The following is a 17,514-nucleotide window of genomic DNA, read 5'->3' on the forward strand; positions in this document are numbered from 1 at the left end:
AATTATTAATTCTGCGTTTGCGGGCCACCAAGACCAGACCTAGCGTGCCTTGGAAAGCTGTTCGCCAACCCAGGTGCGTGCCATGACCAACAGATCTTATGGAGCGCTTGTCGCCTCTCTCGGCGTGGCAGCGCTTATGCTTGTTTCGAACGAGGCATTTGCCGATCCGGCTGCTGTGCCTGGCGGAGGATCTGCTTCGGCGCATCCAGCTTTCCGTCCGTCAGCCGGCCGGCCAATGCAGCGGCACCGGGGACACTACGCCAGAACTTTCTGGCCCGGCGTTGGCGGCTATTTCTATGAACCACCTTATGCCGAACCCGGCATCGATGTCGCGCCGCCGCCGGCATCAGGTGATGTCCGTTACACCTACTCCTACGATGTCCCGTGGGATTGGACACATCGATTCCCACCGGCTGTCGCACCGTCCGACAGACCTTATGTACAGGAATGCACCAGGCAGACCGTCAAGGTCCCCCGGCGTGAAGGCGCCGAGGAAACCGTCAGCGTGAACATCACGCGGTGCTATTAGGCGGACCCTAACGGGCTTTGGCGCGCCGCTCATTTCAAGCTGTCCGCAAGACGCCCGCGTCTGGCATGTGGCGGACGTGCCATCCGTTGTTACACGCCTAGTTCGACTGCTCAGGCACCACCGCGTGAAACACCGACTTCGCGGCCGAAACCACATCGTCCGTCACGGACGAGAGACGGCCCTGTTTGGCGCGCAGATCCATGGGACGTGGCGGAATCTCGGCCGGCGGCGTCAGCCGCAAGCCATCGTCGGCCCGGATCTCGGACGGTCCTGATATCGGCTCTGGAAATGGCTTCGGCGGCGCGACCGCGGCTTCGCTGGGTCCCGGTGCGACAGTCACTGCAGGCGGCAGTGGCTGTACGGCTGGCTGCTGCGCGGCAGGCGCGTAGACCACGCTGTTCACCTTCGCACGCTCCTGGCCCTGCGCGCCTTCGGATGCGCGCGGCTGTTCGGCGGGCTGGTGCGGACCCGACCTGCGCAAGCGCTCGATGGCAGCCCGTGCGAGGTCATTGGCATCGCGCTTGTCGTCAGGCGCGGCATTGGCTTCGGCTGGCAGCGATGCGGCCGCAGGCTTTGCAGCGGCCCTCTCGCGCTTCTCGGCAGCAGCCTTGTCGGCAGCAAGCTTTTCACCAGCAGCCTTTTCGCTGGCGAGTTTCTCTGCGGCGGCTTTCTCGGTGGCAGCCTTCTCAGCCGCAAGCTTCTCGGCGGCCTTTCGTGCGTTCTCGGCCCGGTCAGCCGCTGATCGCTCGGCGGCAGCTTTTTCGAGGGCAAGCTTTTCCGCCTTGAGTCTGGCGGCCTCGGCCTTCGCGCTCTCTTTCGAGACCTTGTCGCCGGAGTCTTCTGCTTTCAGCGTTTGCGGGGCGGCATCCTTCGAGGTCCCGGCGGGGGCCGAGATCGCAGCTTTCGGCTTGTCCGTTTCCGACTTGGCGTTGATGTAGTGGGTGACGATATACGCACCGACCACGGTCGCCACGATCGACGGAATAACCTCTAAAAAATACTTGGTGAACAGTTTCTTGATCATGGCCACTCCCCGCGCGACGTTGCATGCGGGAACTTTTGGGCCGATTGAGGGATCAACTGCGACGGATCGGTGGCAAATGCCGAGAAACCGCCGGGTAACGGCTTTGTCAGGGCGTTACCCGGCGTCTGGCCGATGGGACGAAGCAGCTACTTCGCCTTCGCGATCCCGGTCACGGTCATCTGCCCGTTAACCTTCTCGGCGTCGAACTTGACCTTGTCGCCGGCCCTCACCTGCTTCAGCAGTTCCGGGGTCTGGACCTTGAAGACCATGGTCATCCCCTCGTCCATATCGAGCTTCTTGATCGGCCCGTGTCTGAGGGTGATCTTCCCTGCGGCCTCGTCGATTTTCGTGACGGTTCCGTCGATCGGAAGCGACTGGGCAAGCGCCTGCGTCCCGCCGATCAAACCCGACAGCGCCATGATGCAGGACGTGACATGTACAAGTTTCCGCATGTTTTTTCCCTTGTTGTCTGTTGCGGTTATTTCACGACGACGGTGCCGATCATCCCGTCCTCGCGATGACCTTCGATCAGGCAGGAAAACTCGAACGTCCCTGCCTTGGTGAACCTCCACACGATTTCGCCGGACTTCTTCGGTGCGAGCTGAATCCCATTGGGCTCGGCGTGCTCCATGCCGGGATTCTTTTTCATCGCTTCGGCATGCTTGAGATTGGCCTCCGTGGTGGCGAGCAGAAATTCGTGATCCTCGTGACCGTCGTTGCGAATGACGAAGCGAACCTGCTCGCCGCGCTTCACCTCGATTTTCCTCGGCTGATAGAAACGGTCACCCATATCGACGACGATGTCCCGCGACGGCTTCTTGGGATCGCCGGGTTCTCCGGCGGCGTAAGACAAGTGGTTGTCGTGTGCCAGCGCGCCGCCAAGCGGAGCTGGCAGCAACAGCGCCAGCGCGGTTGCCATCATGACGATCCGGCATTTTCGCAAAGTCTGCATCTTCAGTGTCCTTTATGGTTCATGGGAGGTTTGATGACTTTCATTTCCATCGCCGGTTTTGATGCCGGCGCGGGTTGTTTCAGTTTTTCGGCTGGAGGTGCGGCCGCGCTCGCGACCTCGTAGGCAACCGTTCCGGCCGGGTTCCTGTAGGGCGGCGGGTCGGTGTAATCATTCGCCGCGAGCCCTTCACGAATTTTGACTGTGGTGAACATGCCGCCCATCTCGATCGGGCCGAACTGGCCGAAGCCGGTCATCATCGGCAACGTGTTATCGGGCAGCGGCATTTCCATCTCGCCCATGTCGGCCATGCCGGCGCTTCCCATCGGCATGTAATCCGGCACAAGCTTGCGCACCGACTTCAGCAGATCGCGCTTCTGCACGCCGACGAAGTTGCGGATGTCGTGACCCATCGCATTCATGGTGTGATGGCTCTTGTGGCAGTGGAAAGCCCAGTCGCCCGGCGCGTCCGCAACGAACTCGAACGCGCGCATGCTGCCGACCGGCAGATCGATGGTCACTTCCGGCCATCGCGCCGTCTCGGGCACCCATCCGCCATCGGTGCAGGTCACGAAGATTTCGTGCCCATGCAGATGCATCGGGTGGTTGGTCATGGTGAGATTTCCCATGCGCACCCGTACGCGGTCGCCGAGCCGCACCGGCAACGCGTCGATGCCGGGAAATACCCGGCTGTTCCAGGTCCACATGTTGAAGTCGGTCATCTCCGCGACTTTCGGGAGATACGACCCCGGCTCGATGGCATAGGCGCTGGCGAGAAAAACGAAGTCGCGATCGACCGGCATGAACTTGCGGTCACGCGGATGCACGACGAAGAATCCCATCATGCCCATCGCCATCTGCACCATCTCGTCGGAATGCGGGTGGTACATGAACGTGCCGCTCTTCTTCAGCACGAACTCGTAGACGAACGTCTTTCCGGGCTTGATGTGCGGCTGGGTGAGACCGCCGACGCCGTCCATGCCGTTCGGCAGCAGCATGCCGTGCCAGTGGACGCTGGTGTGTTCGGGCAATTTGTTGGTGACGAAGATGCGGACCTTGTCGCCTTCGACCGCCTCGATTGTGGGACCCGGCGCCTGGCCGTTGTAGCCCCACAGATGCGCCACCATGCCTGGCGCGAATTCGCGCTTCACCGGCTCGGCGACCAGATGGAATTCCTTCCAGTCGCCATTCATGCGCCACGGCAACGTCCAGCCATTGAGCGTCACCACCGGCTGATAGTCCGGCCCGCTGGAAGGAAACAGCGGCGGCTGCATCGTGGTCGCTGTCGACGTCGGGGCTTCGGGAATGCCGGCCGCCTGAACACGGCCGCTGACGGCGCTTGCACCGGCCAGCACCGCCGCCGATCCGAGAATTGCTCTGCGAGAGATCATTGGTCGTCCTTTCAATGCTGAGGTGCTTCGGCGGATGCGCCGGACATGGCGCGCGCAGGTTCGCTGCGTCCGGGAACGCCTCCGACCATCACCGCCGTGTTGAGATTTGTCGTGGCCAGCCAGAAATCCCGCTTCGCCTCGATCGCTGCCGTGGTCGCGGCGATGCGCTGACGCGCCTCCGCCAGCAACGCGAACACATCGATCAGCATGCCGTTGTAGCGAAGCAGGGTCTCGTCCGAGATGATCTTGCGCAGCGGCAGGACCTCGCGCTGGTAATGGATCGCGATGTCGTAGGCCGACCTGTAACTGCGATACGCATCCCGCGCTTCGGAACGGACATTGACAGCCCGCTCCATCAGGCGGTTGACCGCATTCATGTACGTGGCCTCAGCCTCCCGGACGCGAACCTCGCCGAAATCAAAAACCGGAATCTGCAATTCGACGTCAAAGCCGCGGTCGCGTAGTTTTTCGCCGGTCGCTTTCTCCCGCGTCGTCTTTCCGGCAAACCCGGCATCGAGCACGTTGATGAAACGCGTCGCCTGCGTCAGCCCCCAGGATTTTGCCAGCGCATCGAGTTCGATCCGCCCGATCTGCAAATCGACGTGACGGCGAACCGCCTCGGTCTCGATGCCGGGCAACGATTGCGGCCGTGACGGCAGCGGCGGCAACGCGGCTGCCATTTTGAAGGCCAGATCGTCACCCCATAGCCCCATGGCGCGGATCAGCGACTCCCGTTCGCTCGCGGCCCGCTGACGCGTCGCGGCGAGCTGCGCGGTGAGATCCGCGTAAAACACCTGCTCGCGCGCCTGATCCAGCTTGTTCATCCCGCCGGTTTCACCGAGGCGGATGGCGAACTTCGCCGCGGTTTCCGCGCCGGACTGGGCCTGCGCCAAAAAGCTTGCGAGTTCGCTGGCTGAAACCGCGCGATAATAGGCGCGCCGGGTGTCCGCCGCGATTCGTAACGTTTCGCTCAGGGCGATGGTCTGCGCCTGCCGGAAGCGGGCCGCCGCAATCTCCGAACGGACAGGCAAAGTCGCAAGTGCGAGCACGTTGGCGACAATTCTTCGCTCGACCTCGACCTCCACGGAGCCTGCGATCCGCGACAGCGAAATCGCGGGATTCGGCGGCAGACTTGCTTCCACCGCCCGCGCCTCTTCGATGGCGAGTTCATTGTAAGCCGCCTGCAAGCCGCGATTGTTGAGCAGCGCGATCTGAACCGCGGCATCTGCCGACAACGGTTTCGAGAGCAGCCGCTTCACTGTGCTCCGGGCGGCCGACATTTCGTCCGGCGTGCGCAATGCAGCGGCGTCCTTGCCAAGGTCCCGTAAGACCGTGGCGGTGACGACACCCATGCCGCCGTCCGGCGAGAACGATGCACAACTCGACAACAGAATGGCGGCGCTTGCCACCATCCAGCGGCCTGCTCGACGTGAAGTGAAAGTCATGAAATCCTGAATTTGCATGACGCACCTACTCGCCGGATTTCGGAGCGGGCGTGACCTGCTCGTTCTGCTTCTTCCAGGCAGCAGGGGCCACCGGCCTCTGGCTCGTGTAGCTCCCGATCGTGGAGCGATAGTCAACGCGCGATGTACGCGCGGCCGGGTCCGACGGATCAGGTCCAGCCGAAACAGAAGGTACGGTGTTGCAACCTGCAAGAAACAGCAGGGCAACCAGCAGGAATGGAACGTTGAATCGTCGTGGCACGAGAGTCCCCGCCGCCGAACCAACGGCAGCGAGCCTCGCCAGATCTTGCGCGGGCATCATATCCTCGAATGTCAAACGGCTTCGAAGGCGCGCGGCTGTTCAGCCGCAACGCCGGCGATCACATCGACAGGAGGACGATCGGAGGACGGTAGAGGAGCTCGGGCGCATCGCCGGAAATTCCGGCGTCGGAAGATGCGATGATCGATGCAGGAATCATCGCTCGCGGGGTCAGCTCAAACAGGCTGGCAGGAAGCGCGCTGACGCACATCACGCCGCAACAGACCGGCGCGCTGCCGCCTTTCAGGCCCGTGTGATCGGTATTTGTGCCGGCATCACCGGCGTTCGCCATGGCACTATGATCATGACCGTGAGCGGCATGATCCTGATGCGCCGCGGCGTCGTGCTGGTGCACGGAATGCTGGGTCTGCGCGACAACCGGCGATCCGTCCGTCAGGCAACGACCCGCCATGACGCTGTTGCCGAATGCAAATCCGGCGACCGGCATCAGAACGCAAAGGGCATACAGCGCGACGAGAACGCGCGCCGCGTTGACCCTTGTTGCTCTGGTCAGCCTGTTCAACATTCGAAACCGGTATCCAATAACGGCCGCACGGACGGCGGCCGTTCAGTTTTCGAGGAGTACCGTCAGATCACGACGCGCGCAAGACGCGCCGGGAACCTGATGCGGCATCAAGGTACCAGCACCAGGAAGATAAACATCGCGAACACCAGCATGTGAACCAGCCCGAACAGGATGTTGGTCCGCCCCGTTCCGAACGTCATCATGCTGACCAGCATGGTCATCGCCAGCAGCACCATATCACGTGCGTCGAGGCCGAGCACCAGCGGCTTGTCCAGCACATAGGCCGCGATGGCGACCGCGGGAACGGTCAGACCGATGGTCGCGATCGACGATCCGAGCGCCAGATTGATACTCTTCTGCAAGTCGTTCTTCCGTGCGGCGGCGAGCGCAGCGATGCTTTCCGGCAGCAGGACGAGCAGCGCGACAACAACACCCGCGAAGGCCGGCGGCGCGCCGATGGCCGCAGCACCCGCATCGACCACCAGAGAAAATTTCTTGGCGAGCAGCACGACAGCCACCAGCGACACCAGCAGCAAGGCTATACTCAGTATCATCTCGCCGCCGGATGCAGAGGCATGATCGGCGGCTTGTTCCTCGCTCTCGACAATGAAGTAGTCGCGATGACGGATGGTCTGGGTGTAGAGGAAGACACCGTACAGCACGACGGTGACAACGCTGACAAAGCCAAGCTGCGTTGCCGAATAGACCGGTCCGGGCGTGGACAGCGTGTAGTTCGGCAGGATCAGCGTGATGGTGGCGATAACGATCAGAACACAAAGATAGACGTTGACGCCCGTGACCTGGAAATCCTGCTCGCGATAGCGAAGCCCGCCGGCGAGAATGCAAACGCCCACGAGGCCGTTGCACACGATCATCACCACCGCGAACACCGTATCGCGTGCCAGCGTCGGCACGGACTTGTCGCCGAGCATGATGGTGGCGATCAGCGAGACCTCGATGATGGTCACCGCCAGCGTCAGCAGCAGCGTGCCGTAGGGCTCGCCGATCCTGTGGGCGATCACCTCGGCATGATGGACAGCGGCAAACACGGTGCCGAACAGAATGACCAGCAGCACCGCCGCGAAGGCAAACCCTGCCGCTGTATGACTGAAACCGATCCCCGGAATCATCGTGCTCGCGAACAGCAAAACGGCCAGCGCGGGATAAACCCAGGCTGACCGCGGCATGTGTGTATGGGCACTCATTGGTTCACTCTACCGGCACGATTGCAAAAGGCATAGCTGGCGCAGAGGAAATTTGCGCCCGGAAGCGGGATACCGTAACCAAAGAGGACTATTTCTCGGAAGGAAACGCAAAAATGTTCTCTCATGTGATGATCGGGACGAACGATCTCGACAAGGCCAAGTCATTTTATGACAAACTGCTGGGGACGCTCGGCGTGCCGCCCGCGATCGTCGACCGGCATCGTATCTTCTATCGCACCAAAACCGGGACTTTCTCGGTGTCGAAGCCGATCGACGGCAAGCCCGCCACCCCGGCCAATGGCGGGACGATCGGATTTGCTGCCGCCTCGACTGCGGAAGCCGACGCCTGGCATGCGGCCGGGATCGCGAACGGCGGCACGACATGCGAAGATCCGCCGGGCATTCGCGAAGGCGGCGGTGTAAAGCTGTACATCGCCTATCTGCGCGATCTGGACGGCAACAAGCTCTGCGCAATCCACCGGCTGCCAAGGGAATAATAAAAAAAGAGGCCGTGCGCAGCGCACGGCCTCGATTGTTTCGGCGAATGGAAGGCGGCGTCGCCTTACATCGCCTTGACGATGTTTTCGGTCATCTTCTTGGCGTCGCCCAGCAGCATCATCGTGTTGTCACGATAGAACAGCGGGTTGTCGACACCAGCGTAACCGGACGCCAGCGAGCGCTTGATGAACATCACGGTGCCGGCCTTCCAGACCTGCAGCACCGGCATGCCATAGATCGGCGACTTCGGATCTTCTTCCGCCGCCGGGTTGGTCACGTCGTTGGCGCCGATCACGAAGGCGACGTCGGCCTGCGCGAATTCCGAGTTGATGTCTTCGAGCTCAAACACCTCGTCGTACGGCACGTTGGCTTCGGCGAGCAGCACGTTCATGTGGCCGGGCATGCGGCCCGCCACCGGATGAATCGCGTACTTCACCTCGACGCCTTCCTTCTTCAGCGTATCGGCCATTTCGCGAAGGGCGTGCTGCGCCTGCGCCACCGCCATGCCGTAGCCCGGCACGATGATGACCTTCTGCGCGTTCTTCATGATGAAGGCCGCGTCGTCCGCCGAACCGAGCTTGACCGGCTTCACTTCGCCGGTTCCAGCGGCGCCGGCCGCGGCCGTCTCGCCGCCGAAGCCGCCGAGGATCACCGAGATGAAGGAACGGTTCATCGCGTGGCACATGATGTAGGACAGGATCGCACCCGAGGAGCCGACCAGCGCGCCAGTGATGATCAGCGCCGAGTTGCCGAGGGTGAAGCCGATGCCTGCCGCCGCCCAGCCCGAATACGAGTTGAGCATCGAGATCACGACCGGCATGTCCGCGCCGCCGATCGGGATGATCAGCAACGCGCCGAGCACCAGCGCGATGATGGTGATGAGCCAGAAGTCCACCTGGCTCTGCGACACTACGAGGCCGTAGATGAAATAGACCAGCGCCAGCGCCAACACGATGTTGATGATATGGCGTGACGGCAGGATGATCGGCGCACCGCTCATGCGCCCCGACAGTTTAAGGAACGCGATCACCGAGCCGGTGAATGTGAGAGCGCCGATGGCGACGCCGAGCGACATTTCAACGAGGCTCGATGCATGGATGTTGCCGCGGGTGCCGATATCGAACGCGGCGGGCGCGTAGAACGCACCGGCTGCGACCAGCACCGCTGCCATACCGACCAGCGAGTGGAAGGCTGCGACCAGTTCCGGCATCGAGGTCATCGGCACGCGGCGGGCAATCACCGCGCCGATGCCGCCGCCGATGGCGATGCCGAGGATCACGAGGATCCAGCCGGTCGCGCTCGTCGGCGGATGCGCCGCCAGCGTGGTGGCGATGGCGATGGCCATGCCGATCATGCCGAAGAAATTGCCCTGGCGTGACGACGCCGGGCTCGACAGACCGCGCAAGGACAGGATGAAGAGGACGCCAGCGACGAGATAGAGCAGCGCTGCGAGATTCGCGTTCATGTTCCCTGCCCCGTCACTTCTGCTTTTTCTTGTACATCGCCAGCATGCGCTGGGTCACAAGGAAGCCGCCAAATATGTTGATGCATGCAAAAACCAGCGCGACGAAACCGAACGCGCGCGCCCAGAGCGGACCGTCGTCGTTGCCGACCAGCGCGACGCCGGTCGCCAGCAGCGCGCCGACCACGATGACCGACGAAATCGCGTTGGTCACCGACATCAGCGGCGTATGAAGCGCAGGCGTCACCGACCACACCACGAAATAACCCACGAAAACCGCGAGAACGAAAATCGACAACCGGAACACAAACGGGTCGACAGCCTCAATTCCATGCATGTCGGCTCTCCTTATGCTTTCGGCTGGAAATTCGGATGGATGACAGCGCCGTCCCTGGTCAGCGCGGTGGCCTTCACCAGTTCGTCGTCCCACTTCACGGCGAGCGACTTGGCGGCCTTGTCGTAGAGCGTCTCGATGAACGACAGGAGGTTGCGGGCATAAAGGCTCGACGCCGATGCCGCGACCTTGCCGGCCAGATTGGTGTAGCCGACGATCTTCACGCCGCCGACATCAGCCACTTCGTTGGCCTTCGCGCCCTCGACGTTGCCGCCGCGCTCGACCGCAAGATCGACCAGCACGGAGCCCGGCTTCATCGACGCCACCATCTCGGCGGTGATGAGTTTCGGCGCTGGACGGCCCGGGATCAGCGCGGTGGTGATGACGATGTCCTGCTTCTTGATGTGTTCAGCGGTGAGCGCGGCCTGCTTGGCCTGATACTCTTTCGACATTTCCTTGGCGTAGCCGCCGGCGGTCTGCGCGTTCTTGAATTCCTCGTCCTCGACGGCGAGGAACTTGGCGCCGAGACTTTCGACCTGCTCCTTGGTCGCCGGACGCACGTCGGTCGCGGTGACCACAGCGCCGAGGCGGCGGGCGGTGGCGATCGCCTGCAATCCGGCAACGCCGACGCCCATCACGAAAACCTTCGCAGCGGGCACGGTGCCGGCCGCAGTCATCATCATCGGGAAGGCGCGGCCGAAGGCTTCGGCCGCTTCGACCACGGCGCGGTAGCCGGCGAGGTTCGCCTGCGAGGACAGCACGTCCATCACCTGGGCGCGGGTGATACGCGGCATCAGTTCCATCGCGAAGGCGGAGACGCCGGCATCGGCCAGCGCCTTCAGCGCGGCTTCGTTGCCGTAGGGGTCCATGATCGCGATGACCAGGGCGCCCTTCTTGTATTTCGTAACTTCGGAGGCTTCCGGGCGCTTCACCTTGATGACGATGTCGGCGTCCTTGACCGCGTCGGCGCTGACGACAGCGCCCGCGGCCTCATAATCCGCATCCAGCAGACCGGACTTGATGCCCGCGCCCGGCTCGATCGCGACATCGATCCCCAATGCCTTGAATTTCTTGACTGTGTCGGGCGTCGCCGCAACACGCGGCTCCGCCGCATCGACTTCCTTGGCTATCGCAATTTTCATGACGCCTCCCGCAGCCGTTCGGCCGCGCATGACTTAATCACCGGCTACGCCGCCGGTACAACGAATTCAATCAGGTGAGAAAGATCGCCATCAGGGCGACGATGGCGATGACGGCAATCGTGCCGTACTTCGTCATCATGAGAAAACCTTCGTAGGTCTGCTCGTGCGCGGGATAGTCCATGCCATCCGCCGTGGTGTACGCAACTTCGTTATGGTCAGACATCAATCCCCTCCAGCGCCATTCCCAATTGTGACGCGAATTAGCCCAATTGCGAGACAAGGGCAACTTTCGTCGTAGGCCGATTCCAAGGATTAAACACGTCCGCATGCAAGCCATGCAATGGCCCCGGCGGAAATTTCCGCGATGCGGAACGGAAGTCCGCCCCGCCGGGCCATTGCCTCGATAATAGAGGCTACCCCATCTCCTCCAGCTCGGCGATCAGGTTTTCGATCACCGACAGCCCGCCGTCCCAGAATTTGGGATCCTTGGCATCCAGCCCAAACGGTTGAAGCAGTTCGGAATAATGCTTGGTGCCGCCGGCCGACAGCATCGCGAGATAGCGGTCGGCAAACCCCTCCGAGGCGTTCTCATAGACCGCATACAGCGAATTCACGAGACAGTCGCCGAAGGCATAGGCGTAAACGTAGAACGGCGAATGGATGAAATGCGGGATATACATCCAGTACGTCTCGTAGCCCGGCTTGATCTCGATCGCCGGCCCGAGGCTTTCGCCCTGCACGCTGAGCCAGATTTCGCCAATGCGCTCGGCGGTGAGTTCGCCGTTGCGGCGCTCGGTGTGGATCGCGCGCTCGAACGAGTAGAACGCGATCTGGCGCACAACCGTGTTGATCATGTCCTCGACCTTGCCGGCGAGCAGCGCCTGGCGCTCCTTCGCGTTTTTGGTCTGGGCCAGCAGCCGCTTGAAGGTCAGCATCTCGCCGAACACGCTGGCGGTTTCCGCCAGCGTCAGCGGCGTCGGCGCCATCAGCGCGCCCTGCCTGGCGGCGAGCACCTGGTGCACGCCATGGCCCAGCTCGTGCGCGAGTGTCATCACGTCGCGCGGCTTGCCCTGATAGTTCATCAGCACATAGGGGTGCGCCGACGGCGTGGTCGGATGCGAGAATGCGCCAGGCGCCTTCCCCGGCCGCACCGGCGCATCGATCCAGCGGTCATCGAAGAAGCGCTCTGCGATGCCCGCCATCTGCGGCGAGAAATCGCCATAGGCTTTCAGGATCGTGCTCTTGGCGTCATTCCATCCGATCTGACTTTTTGACGCGAACGGCAGCGGCGCGTTGCGGTCCCAGTACGGCAGCGTCTTCTTTTTGAACCAGCGCGCCTTCATCTTGTAATATCTGTGAGAGAGCCGCGGATACGCCGCGCGCACCGAGGCGACCAGCGCATCGACGACCTCGCGCTCGACCCGGTTCGCAAGATGGCGCGAATCCGCGATGTCCTGAAAGCCGCGCCAGCGGTCGGAGATTTCCTTGTCCTTGGCGAGCGTGTTGGTGATCAGCGCGAAGGTGCGCTCATTGGCCTTGAAGGTTTTCGCCAGCGCCTGCGCCGCGGCCTTGCGCTTTTCCGGGGCGCGCTCCTGCAACAGCGTCAGCGTCGGCTCGATCGCGAGTTCCTTGCCCCCGACCTTGAAGCGAAGCGCCGAAATGGTCTGATCGAACTGCCTGTTCCAGGCGCCGTAAGCCGTCTGCGACTTCTCATGGAACAGTTGCTCGACGCGGTCCTCAAGCTGATACGGCTTGTCCTTGCGCAGATCCTCGATCCAGGGCCGGTAGTGATTGAGCGACGGCACCGCCATCGCGCGCTCGATCACCTCGTCATCGACACGGTTGAGTTCAAGCGCGAAAAACAAAAGATGGGTCGAGGCCGCGGTGATGCGCTCGGACACGTCGCCGTAGAACTTCGAGATCGCCGCATCGACCGTATTGCCCGCGTGCGCGAGCCCCGCATAGGACGCCAGCCGTCCGGCAAGATCATCAATCGCCTCATAGCTCCTGATCGCCTCGGCCAGCCACTCACCGCCGTTCGGCGCCGCGACCTGCTCCGCGATCTTGCCCTTATAGGCGCTCTCGAACGCCACACAGTCGGCATCGAGCTTATCGAGATCGCGTGCCACCTCCGGCGCATCGATCGCCGTATAGAGGTCGGTCAAATTCCACTCCGGCAGCTTGGCTGCCTTGCCTGACGCGCCAGCCGCCTTTTTGGCGGAGGTTTTCGCCTTGGAAGCGGTTTTGGTCGCAGGTTTGGATTTTGCCGGAGATTTGCGGAGAGCAGATGTGCGCGAAGCCATATTTCAATCCGTGATGTTCAAGAGCTTACAGAACGCGTGACGATTGCAGCGGTTGTGGACAAAGCCAACTCTTAATAGGTCGTTAATCGGCATCGGCGAGAGTGCCCCGATTCGAGACATGTTGTTGAGATAGTCCAGAGTTGCGGGGAATGCCATGGTTGCCACCATCCTGATCGCCGACGACGATGCCGTACAGCGGCGCCTCGTCGAGAATATGGTGCAGCGCTGCGGTTACGACGCCGTGACAGTGGACAGCGGTGATGCCGCCCTCGCCCATCTGATCGATCCCGACACGAAACCCGTCGATGCCCTGGTGCTCGATCTCGTCATGCCTGGCCTCGACGGCATGGGCGTGCTGGCCAAGATTCGCGACATCGGCCTCGATCTGCCGGTAATCGTGCAGACCGCGCACGGCGGCATCGACAACGTGGTGTCGGCGATGCGCGCCGGTGCGCACGATTTCGTGGTGAAACCGGTCGGCATCGAACGTCTGCAGGTGTCGCTGCGCAATGCGCTCAACGCCAGCGCGCTGAAAGGCGAACTTCAGCGCATCCGGCATCGCCGCGAAGGCAAACTCACTTTCGCTGACATCGTCACCCGTTCCGAGACGATGAATCATGTCATCGCGATGGGCAAGAAGGCCGCCGGGTCCACGATTCCGGTGCTGATTGAAGGCGAATCCGGCGTCGGCAAGGAACTGATTGCACGCGCTATCCACGGCTCCTCCGAGCGCAGCGCCAAGCCTTTCATCACGGTGAACTGCGGCGCGATCCCGGACAATCTGGTGGAGTCGCTGCTGTTCGGCCACGAGAAGGGCGCGTTCACCGGCGCCACCGAACGCCATGCCGGCAAATTCGTTGAAGCCAATGGCGGCACGCTGTTCCTCGACGAGATCAGCGAGCTGCCGCTGGCGGCGCAGGTGAAACTGCTGCGCGCCTTGCAGCAGGGCGAGGTCGAAGCCGTTGGCGGGCGCAAGCCGGTGAAGGTCGATGTACGGATCGTATCGGCGACCAACCGCAATCTGCTCAATCAGGTGAAGGCCGGCGCATTCCGCGAAGACCTGTTTTACCGGCTGCATGTGCTGCCGCTGACAATTCCGCCGTTGCGGACGCGCCGCGAGGACATCCCGCATCTGGTCCGTCACTTCATGGCGCGCATCGCCGCCGAAGAGAACCGGCCGGTCACCGGCGTCAGCGGCGAAGCCATGGCGCTGCTCGGACAGATGCCGTGGCCGGGCAATGTCCGTCAGCTCGAAAACGCGGTGTACCGAGCGATCGTGATGAGCGACGGCGGCCAACTCGGACCGGATGACTTTCCCCAGGCCGGCGGAATGTTCCCGGTTTCGCCCGACGCCGAACCGGTGATTTTGGACAGCCCGCCCTCCTCGCCGACGGATATGGTTTCCGGTGTTGAGATACCAATTGCCCCTGCCCCTGTGCCCCACAAATTTGCGCCGGCGTATGGCACCCTGGCCATGCTCGGTGAAGATGGCGAGGTCCGACCGCTTGACGATATGGAAGCTGAGACCATCCGCTTCGCCATCGCCCATTATCGCGGACAAATGTCCGAGGTTGCGCGGCGGCTGAAGATCGGCCGCTCGACGCTGTACCGGAAAATCGATGAGGCTGCGGCCTCCGGCAGGGAACCTGTGGACCCTACGCGCTGACGCGCGAATCACCGTCCCATGGAACGAATCCACGGCTTTTTCGCTTCTCTCATTGAACCGTTGCGGTCCGGTGACAGACGGAGGAAAAGCGCGCGGCAATGCGCGCAAATCGTTGCAAGAAATGCCGAATTGAAGTCATTTCTCTGGAGTTGACTTCGAGTTGATCCGGCGGCGACTGGCCGCGTCAAGCTGGCGCGTGTACCGTTTCGCAGTGTTTTCAATGCGGGATTGCGTAGCAAAGTCCGATCAAGCCGGCGCTTTTGCAACAGGTACTGACGGAAACCAACATGAGCTGTTCCATGCCGGGGCAGTGTCGTCCAAGGGGTGCGAGAATGCATGACTTTTCGACCGGCCACCGCAAGGGCCCGACAGGCTTCGACCGGGTCCTGATGGCTGTTGCAGCCACCTTCCTCACCATGGCCGCCACCAGCGCCATGGCTCAGTCGGGTCCGGCAAAAAGCCCCGCAGATCTCGCCATCGACGCTGCCGTTCCGCTTCCCGAACCTGCCAACGTACCGCCGCCAACCGCGAGCGACTTCAAGCCCGACGCCGCAGCAGCCGCGCCTGCCGCAACGGCTCCGAAGAAAGACGAAGCTGCAGCACCGGCTGCCGCTCCTGTCACCACCGCAACCGTTCCTCCCGCTGCGACAGCGCCGACCGCAACGCCGCCAGCCACCACGCCGCCGGCAGCCGCAGCAGCAGCGCCGGCCGTTGAGCCCGCCAAAGCCGCTCCCGCTGTTGCCGCCGCCGATCAGCCGGTCGCCGAGAAGCTGCGCGACCTGATCGCCACCAAGGGCGCGCGCTATTTCGACCGCAAGAACGAGCGCACCGCCGTCGAGAATTTCTACAAGGACCGCAACTACGCGCCGCTCTGGAGCGAGTCCGGCGCCGCCACAGCGCGCGCCAAGAGCGTGATCACGCGTCTCAAGGACGCGGGCAGCGAGGGCCTCAATCCTGCCGATTATCCGACACCGGATTTCGCTGCCGCGACCACGCCCGATGCACAGGCCGAAGCCGAACTGCGTCTGACCGAAAGCATGCTCGACTACGCGCGCCACGCCCAGAGCGGCCGCATGCACTTCTCGCGCGTCAGCGCGGATATCTCCTATCCCGAACATCCGGTCGATCCGGTCGAGGTTCTGATCAACGTCTCGACCGCAAAGGACGCCTCGGCGGCGCTCGAGGGCTATAACCCGCCGCATAAGGGCTACAAGGGCCTGAAGGCGAAGCTCGCCGAACTGCGCGGCATCACCGAAGACACCTCCAAGCACATCGCCGAAGGCGACACGCTGAAGTTCTTCAAGCCGACGAAGAAGAACGCGAACCCCGTCGTGATGGAAGACGAGCGCGTGCCGGCGCTGCGCGCGAAGCTTCACGTCACCGAAAACGCCGACGACAAGCGCTACGATGCGGCGGTTGCGGACGCGGTTCGCAAGTTCCAGTCGAACAACGATCTGAAGGCGACGGGCGTGCTCGATAACGCCACCGTCCGCGCCATGAACGGCCCGAAGAACGACCGCAAGATCGACATCGTGCGCGCCAACATGGAACGCTGGCGTTGGCTGCCGCGTGAGCTCGGCGCGAAGCAGCTCGGCGATGCCTATGTGATCCTCAATATTCCTGATTACACGCTGAAGCTGATGCACAACGGCAAGCAGGTCTGGACCACGCGCGTTGTCGTCGGCAAGCCGGGCAAGCACGCCACTCCTGAACTGACGGAGACGATGAAGTTCATCACCGTCAACCCGACGTGGAACGTGCCGCCGTCGATCATCTACAACGAGTACCTGCCCGCGCTCGCGCAGGACCCGACCGTGCTCGACCGCATGGGTCTCAAGCTCGCACGCGCCGCCGACGGCAGCGTCCGCATCTCGCAGCCGCCGGGCGAGGCCAACGCGCTCGGCCGCATCCGCTTCAACTTCCCGAACAAGTTCCTCGTCTATCAGCACGACACGCCGGACAAGCACCTGTTCGCCAAGGAGGAGCGCGCCTTCAGCCACGGCTGCATGCGCGTGCAGAATCCGGATCAGTACGCGGCGAATCTGCTGAGCATCGCGCTGCCGAAGGAAGGCTACACGCCGGAAAAGATCAAAGCGCTGTACGGCCGCAGCGAACTCAACATCAACTTCCCGACGCCAATCCCGGTCAATATCACCTATCAGACAGCGTTCGTTGACGACGCAGGCAAGCTCGAGTTCCGCAAGGACATCTACGGCCGCGACGCCCGGGTAATTTCGCTGCTCAAGGGCAGCGAGGGCAAGGAGATGGAAATGGCCGTCTCCCACGCCCAGCCGAACTATGTCCGCCCGACCAACGTCCGGGTTCCCGGCGACAGCTTCGCCAGCAACAGCGGCATGGGCTTCTTCGAACGCCTGTTTGGAGCGCCGACCCCGCCGGCGCCGGTCCGCGGCCAGCGCCGCGTGGTTCGCTAAGCGACGGATTCGGCTGAAAACGGGTCCATTTTACCCGGTTTTACAAGTTCCAGGGCTCCGCCAACCGCGGGGCCCTTTTTGTTAACCATCGCCCACAAAGCATTCCGCCCCGGATCGGCCTACCGGCCCTTTTTTGCCATACTCGCAGCGGCATACTGGCCTTCACGGGCCTGTGACAGACTTGGGCAAGAGTGATTAAGACTTGGGATCGCTAAAGACTTGGGCAACTAAAGACTTGGGCAGACGAGACTTGGGAAGCTGACTGAGAGGCCTCAGGCAGGGATTGGTAAAT

At 62.5% G+C, this 17,514-nt stretch carries 18 protein-coding genes; 5 read left to right on the forward strand and 13 right to left on the reverse strand.

The features are described from left to right. Positions 1-82: 82 nt before the first annotated feature. A complete protein-coding gene (locus AC1RM7_RS10970) occupies positions 83-529 on the forward strand; it encodes a hypothetical protein (protein WP_024919905.1) in 447 nt (148 codons plus the stop codon). Positions 530-626: 97 nt separating this feature from the next. Here the strand turns inward: AC1RM7_RS10970 and AC1RM7_RS10975 are convergent, their stop codons facing one another. The 7 genes from AC1RM7_RS10975 to AC1RM7_RS11005 form a co-directional block, all read right to left on the reverse strand. Continuing rightward, the gene (locus tag AC1RM7_RS10975) at positions 627-1,553 is read right to left on the reverse strand and encodes a hypothetical protein (protein ID WP_024919904.1); all 927 of its coding nucleotides are present in this window, start codon (positions 1,551-1,553) and stop codon (positions 627-629) included. Between the two features lie 146 nt (positions 1,554-1,699). Beyond that, positions 1,700-2,005 carry a copper-binding protein gene (locus tag AC1RM7_RS10980; protein ID WP_024919903.1) on the reverse strand — a complete coding sequence of 102 codons (306 nt, stop codon included), beginning with the start codon at positions 2,003-2,005 and terminating at the stop codon, positions 1,700-1,702. A 26-nt stretch (positions 2,006-2,031) separates the two neighbouring features. Beyond that, on the reverse strand, positions 2,032-2,505 hold the full coding sequence (locus AC1RM7_RS10985) for a cupredoxin domain-containing protein (protein WP_024919902.1): 474 nt from the start codon (positions 2,503-2,505) through the stop codon (positions 2,032-2,034). A gap of 2 nt (positions 2,506-2,507) precedes the next feature. Further along, positions 2,508-3,893, reverse strand: a complete 1,386-nt coding sequence (locus AC1RM7_RS10990; protein WP_024919901.1) for a multicopper oxidase family protein — start codon at positions 3,891-3,893, stop codon at positions 2,508-2,510. Positions 3,894-3,904: 11 nt separating this feature from the next. Further along, positions 3,905-5,356, reverse strand: a complete 1,452-nt coding sequence (locus AC1RM7_RS10995) for a TolC family protein (protein ID WP_492943888.1) — start codon at positions 5,354-5,356, stop codon at positions 3,905-3,907. A gap of 7 nt (positions 5,357-5,363) precedes the next feature. After that, complete coding sequence (locus AC1RM7_RS11000; protein WP_024919899.1) at positions 5,364-5,654, reverse strand: hypothetical protein; 291 nt, start codon at positions 5,652-5,654, stop codon at positions 5,364-5,366. 61 nt (positions 5,655-5,715) lie between these two features. Next, the gene (locus AC1RM7_RS11005; RefSeq protein ID WP_152544251.1) at positions 5,716-5,946 is read right to left on the reverse strand and encodes a hypothetical protein; all 231 of its coding nucleotides are present in this window, start codon (positions 5,944-5,946) and stop codon (positions 5,716-5,718) included. Positions 5,947-5,952: 6 nt separating this feature from the next. Here AC1RM7_RS11005 and AC1RM7_RS11010 point away from each other — a divergent pair, with 6 nt between their 5' ends. Then, on the forward strand, positions 5,953-6,336 hold the full coding sequence (locus AC1RM7_RS11010) for a hypothetical protein (protein WP_492943889.1): 384 nt from the start codon (positions 5,953-5,955) through the stop codon (positions 6,334-6,336). Here AC1RM7_RS11010 and AC1RM7_RS11015 read toward each other — a convergent pair. Beyond that, entirely contained in the window at positions 6,288-7,385 is a 1,098-nt protein-coding gene (locus AC1RM7_RS11015) for a calcium:cation antiporter (protein ID WP_024919897.1), read from the reverse strand. The genes AC1RM7_RS11010 and AC1RM7_RS11015 overlap by 49 nt on opposite strands. A gap of 113 nt (positions 7,386-7,498) precedes the next feature. Between AC1RM7_RS11015 and AC1RM7_RS11020 the strand changes: the two genes are divergently transcribed. Continuing rightward, positions 7,499-7,882: a VOC family protein gene (locus tag AC1RM7_RS11020; RefSeq protein ID WP_024919896.1), complete on the forward strand. Its 384-nt coding sequence runs from the start codon at positions 7,499-7,501 to the stop codon at positions 7,880-7,882. 65 nt (positions 7,883-7,947) lie between these two features. Here AC1RM7_RS11020 and AC1RM7_RS11025 read toward each other — a convergent pair whose 3' ends face one another. From AC1RM7_RS11025 to AC1RM7_RS11045, 5 genes are all read right to left on the reverse strand, one after another. Beyond that, positions 7,948-9,348 (reverse strand): NAD(P)(+) transhydrogenase (Re/Si-specific) subunit beta, encoded by a 1,401-nt coding sequence (locus AC1RM7_RS11025; protein ID WP_024919895.1) that lies wholly within the window; start codon positions 9,346-9,348, stop codon positions 7,948-7,950. A 13-nt stretch (positions 9,349-9,361) separates the two neighbouring features. Beyond that, positions 9,362-9,682 carry a proton-translocating transhydrogenase family protein gene (locus tag AC1RM7_RS11030; protein ID WP_006022158.1) on the reverse strand — a complete coding sequence of 107 codons (321 nt, stop codon included), beginning with the start codon at positions 9,680-9,682 and terminating at the stop codon, positions 9,362-9,364. Positions 9,683-9,693: 11 nt separating this feature from the next. Then, positions 9,694-10,821 (reverse strand): Re/Si-specific NAD(P)(+) transhydrogenase subunit alpha, encoded by a 1,128-nt coding sequence (locus AC1RM7_RS11035; protein WP_006022159.1) that lies wholly within the window; start codon positions 10,819-10,821, stop codon positions 9,694-9,696. Between the two features lie 70 nt (positions 10,822-10,891). Further along, positions 10,892-11,044, reverse strand: a complete 153-nt coding sequence (locus AC1RM7_RS11040; RefSeq protein WP_006022160.1) for an aa3-type cytochrome c oxidase subunit IV — start codon at positions 11,042-11,044, stop codon at positions 10,892-10,894. A gap of 190 nt (positions 11,045-11,234) precedes the next feature. After that, positions 11,235-13,124: a M3 family oligoendopeptidase gene (locus AC1RM7_RS11045; protein ID WP_024919894.1), complete on the reverse strand. Its 1,890-nt coding sequence runs from the start codon at positions 13,122-13,124 to the stop codon at positions 11,235-11,237. Positions 13,125-13,278: 154 nt separating this feature from the next. Between AC1RM7_RS11045 and AC1RM7_RS11050 the strand changes: the two genes are divergently transcribed. After that, positions 13,279-14,790 (forward strand): sigma-54-dependent transcriptional regulator, encoded by a 1,512-nt coding sequence (locus AC1RM7_RS11050; protein ID WP_024919893.1) that lies wholly within the window; start codon positions 13,279-13,281, stop codon positions 14,788-14,790. A gap of 332 nt (positions 14,791-15,122) precedes the next feature. Then, positions 15,123-17,222: a L,D-transpeptidase family protein gene (locus AC1RM7_RS11055; RefSeq protein ID WP_024919892.1), complete on the forward strand. Its 2,100-nt coding sequence runs from the start codon at positions 15,123-15,125 to the stop codon at positions 17,220-17,222. Positions 17,223-17,514 lie beyond the last annotated feature (292 nt).

Source organism: Afipia sp. GW822-FHT03D08 (genome assembly GCF_058801645.1).